This window comes from Streptomyces subrutilus (assembly GCF_001746425.1).
Lineage (GTDB): Bacteria > Actinomycetota > Actinomycetes > Streptomycetales > Streptomycetaceae > Streptomyces > Streptomyces subrutilus_A.
This window is the reverse complement of record NZ_MEHK01000004.1, coordinates 1-4,503: the sequence shown is the minus strand read 5'-3', so window position 1 is coordinate 4,503 and position 4,503 is coordinate 1. Positions and strand designations below refer to the sequence as shown.

Sequence of the window (4,503 nt, the reverse complement as noted above, 5' to 3'; positions counted from 1 at the left end):
GCGAAGCAGGCGGGCTGTACCACGTCCACCCGCTCCCACAGCTCGCCGGCGTCGGATGAGCTGACGACGTCCCGCAACGACCAGTCGACGTACGGCGCGAAGGCCTTCTCGCACTCGTCCATGCGGGCGGCGAACGCCCGTGAGGTTTCCAGCAGTTCCCGGCCCATGCCCGGCCACTGCGAGCCCTGGCCGGGGAAGACGAACACCGGGTCCCCGGCGTCGTCCGCCACGCCGCTGACCACGCCGGCGTCGGGGGCGCCGGCCGCCAGGCGTCGAGACCGGTGAGGAACTCCTCCCAGCCGCTGCCGACCAGCACGGCCCGGTGGTCGAACAGGGCCCGGCCCGTGGCCAGCGACAGGCCCACGTCGGCGGGGGCCAGCGCGGGGTTCGCCCGTACGTGGGCGGCGAGACGCTCCGCCTGGCCGCGGAGCGCCTGGGCGCTGCGCGCGGACAGCGGCAAGGCGACGGCCTGCTCCGCCACGGGGGCTACCGCCAGGCTCTCTTCGCTCTGTCCCGCGCGGGGCTCGTCGTCGTGTCCGGGTGCCGGGGGTGCTTCTTCGAGGACGAGGTGGGCGTTGGTGCCGCCGATGCCGAAGGAGGAGACGCCGGCCCGGCGCGGGCCGGCACTCTCCCACGCGGTGAGTTCGGTGTTGACGTGGAAGAGCCGGGGATCGAGTCCCATCTCGGGGTTCGGGCGGGTGTAGTTGAGCGTCGGCACGAAGGTCCGGTGGTGCAGGCACAGGGCCGCCTTGATCAGGCCCGCGATCCCGGCGGTGGTGTCGGTGTGCCCGATGTTCGACTTCACCGACCCGACCACGCACGGCTCCTGGCGTGTGGTGCTCGCGAAGACCTCCTGGAGGGCCCGGATCTCCATCGGATCACCGATCGCGGTCGCGGTCCCGTGCGCCTCGACCAGCCCGATCGTGTCCGCAACCGTGCCGGCGGCGGCGTGCGCGGCGGCGATCACCCGCGCCTGACCGGTGATGCTCGGGGCCATGAACGCGACCTTGTCGGAACCGTCGTTGTTGATCGCGCTGCCCCGGATGACCGCGTAGACCGTGTCACCGGCGGCCAGCGCGTCGGAGAGACGACGCAGGACGATCACGCCGACGCCGTGCCGACCGTGCCGTCGCCTTCCGCGTCGAAGGCCCGGCAGTGGCCGTCACCGGAGACCACGAGCCCCTGCTGGTACAGGTACCCCTGCTCCAGGGGGAAGGTGAGGGAGGACGCGCCGATCAGCGCGATGTCGGACTCGCCGCGCAGCAGGCTCTCACGGGCCAGATGGGCGGTCACCAAGCCCGTTGAACACGCCGTCTGCACGTCATCGCCGGACCGGTCAGGTCCAGCTTGTGAGCCACGCGCGTGGCGAGGAAGTCGTTCGCCGCCGATCATGGACCGGTAGAACGACGCGAGGTCGGTCACCTCACCGCGCCCCGTTTCCGGTTCCGCCGAAGACGGCGATGTCGCCGTCGAAGGCGGCGGGAACGATCCCGGCGTGCTCCAGCCCCTGCCACGCGCACTCCAGGAACAGCCGGTGCTGTGGATCGATCGTGGCCGCCTCCGCCGGGGAATAGCCGAAGAACGACGCGTCGAACAGGTCAGCGCCCTCCACCCAGCCCTTCGCGGGCACGTAGGCCGGATCGTCCAGCAGCTCGCGCGGAACCCGCTTGCCGCAGTTCCTCGGCGGAGAAACGGCGGATCGACTCCACCCCGCCCCGCAGGTTGTCCCAGAAGGCACCCACATCCGCCGCCCCCGGCAGACGACAGGCCATGCCGATGATCGCGATCGGCTCATCCTCGACCGGCCGCGACACCGCGCGAACCGGGACGACACCCACGGCCGCGGTGCCGTGCGAGCGTCGTTCGAAGAAGGCGGCGAGCTTGTTGACCGTGGGATGACGGAAGATCTCCGCGAGCGGGAACTCCACCCCCAACTCCGCACAGATCAACTGATGAGCCCGCGTCGCCGTCATCGACGTCGCACCCAGCTCGAAGAAGCCCCGATCCGGATCCAGATCCGCCGCCCACAACCGGCCCACACCCGCATCAGGACCTGTCGGACCCGCATCACCACCGGCACAGAGGAGGAGCATCCGTGGCGACCAGTCGGGTCAGCGCCAGGCGGTCGACCTTCTCGTTCGGCGTGTGCGGCAGCGCCGGCAACTCCGTGACGCGGCCCGGCCACATCACCGCCGGCAAAACTGCTCCAGACGCTCGCGAACCCCGCGCGTCCCCGGCCGTCGTGGACGGCACGTAGTAGAGGTGGACGTACGGGTCCCCCGGCACGTCCTCACGCACCACCGCCGCGCATTCCAGCACCGCCGGGTGCCCCGCCGCCACCGCCTCGATCTCACCGAGCTCGATCCGATGCCCGCGAATCTTCACCTGGTGATCGGTCCGACCGCAGTACTGCAGACTCCCGTCCGCCCGATACCGCACCAGATCACCCGTCCGGTACATACGGCCACCCGACTCCACCGCCCACGGATCGGCGACGAACCGCTCCCCCGTCAGCTCCGCACGACAGGTACCCACGAGCAACACCCCGGCCACCGATCCACAACTCCCCCCGCACACCCCGCGGCACCGGCCGCCCCGCACCGTCCAGGACGTACAGGTAGGCGTGGGGGACGGCGTCGCCCAGGGAGACCTCCCCTGGTTGGACGTCACAGGTGGTCGACCACACGGTGGTCTCGGTGGGGCCGTAGATGTTGGTGACCCGGCCGCAGTGGTCGAGGAGTCGCTGTGCGAGGGCGCGGTCGAGGGCCTCACCGCCGACGATCATGTGGTCCAGGCCGGAGAGCAGAGCCCGGCCGTCACTGTCGGCCAGGAGCATCCGGGCCAGTGACGGGGTGCACTGCAAGTGGGTCGGCGCGTACTTCCGGTTGTCGGCCCAGTCGGCGACCGAGCCGTCGGCGATGACCACCCGGTAACCGCGGGTCAGCGTCCACAGCAGTTCGACCGTCGAGATGTCGAAGGACGGGCTGGTGACGGCGAGCCAAGTGTCCCGTGCCCCTCCGACCCGTGCGTCGACCGCGTCGCAGAAGTTGGCGAACTGGGCGTGCTCGATCATCACGCCCTTCGGCTTGCCGGTCGAGCCCGAGGTGTAGATGACGAAGGCGAGATCGCGGGCGGGGGACGGTGCCGGGCCGGGTGCGCTCGTGCGGAGAGCCGCCTCGGCGAGGTTGTCGACGGGATGACGTCCACGGTGGTGGTGTCGAGGGTGCCGGTCGTGTCGGGGCGGGTGATGACGGTCCGCAGACCGCTGTCGTCCAGGACGTGCTGGAGACGGGCCGCCGGATACGCCGGGTCGAGAGGTACGTACGCACCACCGGCCTGCCACACCGCCAGCATCGCCACCACCGTCTCCGCCGACCGCGGCAGGTGAACACCGACCAGCACATCGCGGCCCACTCCCCCGGCCCGCAACCTCCCCGCCAGCGAAGCAACCGCCTCCCACAGCTGTCGGTACGTCAGATCACGCCCCCGGTCGGTCAGCGCGACCGCATCGGGAGTCCGGTCCGCCTGGGCCCGTATCCGGTCCAGGGTCGTACCCTCCTCCGGTGCGGCAGGCGGAAGAACCCGCCCCCCGCGCGCGTCCAGCCATTCCCTTTCCTCGGCTCCCAGGAGGTCGAGGTCGCTCACGGCACGGTCGGGATGCGCGACCGCCGCTGCCAGCAGCGTGCGGAAGTTCTCCGCCAGACGCTCGGCCGCGCCGCGGTCCAGCAGAGGCGACTGGAACTCCAGCTCACCCAGCAGCCCCCCGCCCTCACCGTCCACGACCAGCGTCATGCCCAGCTCGAACTTTGGCGACGTTCTCCACACCGCCGTGGGTGCTGCACTCCGTAACTGGGCCCACACATCCTGTGGCCAGGCGGGCTCGGGCAGGACCACGTAGTTGAAAGCGGCGCGGAAGAGGGGGTTCTCGTCGCCCGTGCGGTCCAGCGCGGCGGTACGGACGATCTCCGTCGGGGGGAGGCTCTGGTGCCGCATGAGGCCGACGATCCGGGGCTGCATGCTGGTCAGGAGGTCCTGGAACGCGGGTTGCCCCGTCAGGTCGCACCGCAGCGGAAAGCGTGTTCGCCAGGAAGCCGACCACATCGGCCGTCTCACCCCGCCGGTTCGCCCACACCGTGCCCACAGCGAAGTCCCACTGACCGCTGTACCGCGCCAACACCACCACATACGCACTCAACAACACCGTGTACGGCGTCACCGACATTCGCGCGGCCAGCTCCTCCACACCCCGCCGCAACGACTCCGAAAGCGCGAACCCGACCGTGCCGTCACCCACCCCATCCGGGCCCTCGTCCCCCAACTCCGGGAACTCCAGACGCGGCACCCCCGCCAACTCACCCGCCACATACGCCACACCCTCGGCGAACCCGCCACCCGCCAGGCACTCCCGCTCCCACGCGCGTAATCACCCAACTGCACACCGGCCACACCCGCCACCGGCTCCCGCCCCTGCGCGGAACGCCTCACACGCCACGAAGAGATCAC

Annotated in this window: 7 protein-coding genes and 2 pseudogenes; all 9 read right to left on the bottom strand. The window is 70.8% G+C overall.

All coding sequences use genetic code 11. The features are described from left to right. On the bottom strand, positions 1-167 hold a 167-nt coding region (locus BGK67_RS41385; RefSeq protein ID WP_432215544.1), incomplete at its 3' end, for an acyltransferase domain-containing protein. Between the two features lie 173 nt (positions 168-340). Next, positions 341-997: pseudogene (locus BGK67_RS41380) on the bottom strand (ketoacyl-synthetase C-terminal extension domain-containing protein); the annotation flags it as partial. 104 nt (positions 998-1,101) lie between these two features. Then, on the bottom strand, positions 1,102-1,392 hold the full coding sequence (locus BGK67_RS40905) for a beta-ketoacyl synthase N-terminal-like domain-containing protein (RefSeq protein WP_279628751.1): 291 nt from the start codon (positions 1,390-1,392) through the stop codon (positions 1,102-1,104). Positions 1,393-1,423: 31 nt separating this feature from the next. Then, complete coding sequence (locus BGK67_RS40900) at positions 1,424-1,630, bottom strand: beta-ketoacyl synthase N-terminal-like domain-containing protein (RefSeq protein WP_069924712.1); 207 nt, start codon at positions 1,628-1,630, stop codon at positions 1,424-1,426. Next, on the bottom strand, positions 1,599-2,039 hold the full coding sequence (locus BGK67_RS40895) for an acyl carrier protein (protein ID WP_069924711.1): 441 nt from the start codon (positions 2,037-2,039) through the stop codon (positions 1,599-1,601). The genes BGK67_RS40900 and BGK67_RS40895 overlap by 32 nt, the downstream gene beginning before the upstream one ends. A gap of 28 nt (positions 2,040-2,067) precedes the next feature. Continuing rightward, positions 2,068-2,385, bottom strand: a complete 318-nt coding sequence (locus BGK67_RS35595; RefSeq protein WP_244291584.1) for an AMP-binding enzyme — start codon at positions 2,383-2,385, stop codon at positions 2,068-2,070. Positions 2,386-2,443: 58 nt separating this feature from the next. Next, positions 2,444-3,112: an AMP-binding protein gene (locus BGK67_RS35590; RefSeq protein ID WP_107489070.1), complete on the bottom strand. Its 669-nt coding sequence runs from the start codon at positions 3,110-3,112 to the stop codon at positions 2,444-2,446. Then, a complete protein-coding gene (locus tag BGK67_RS40640) occupies positions 3,073-4,101 on the bottom strand; it encodes an AMP-binding protein (protein ID WP_069924708.1) in 1,029 nt (342 codons plus the stop codon). The genes BGK67_RS35590 and BGK67_RS40640 overlap by 40 nt, the downstream gene beginning before the upstream one ends. Beyond that, a pseudogene (locus tag BGK67_RS41375) lies at positions 4,085-4,402 on the bottom strand (condensation domain-containing protein); the annotation flags it as partial. The gene BGK67_RS40640 and the pseudogene BGK67_RS41375, both read right to left, overlap by 17 nt. Between the last annotated feature and the right edge of the window lie 101 nt (positions 4,403-4,503).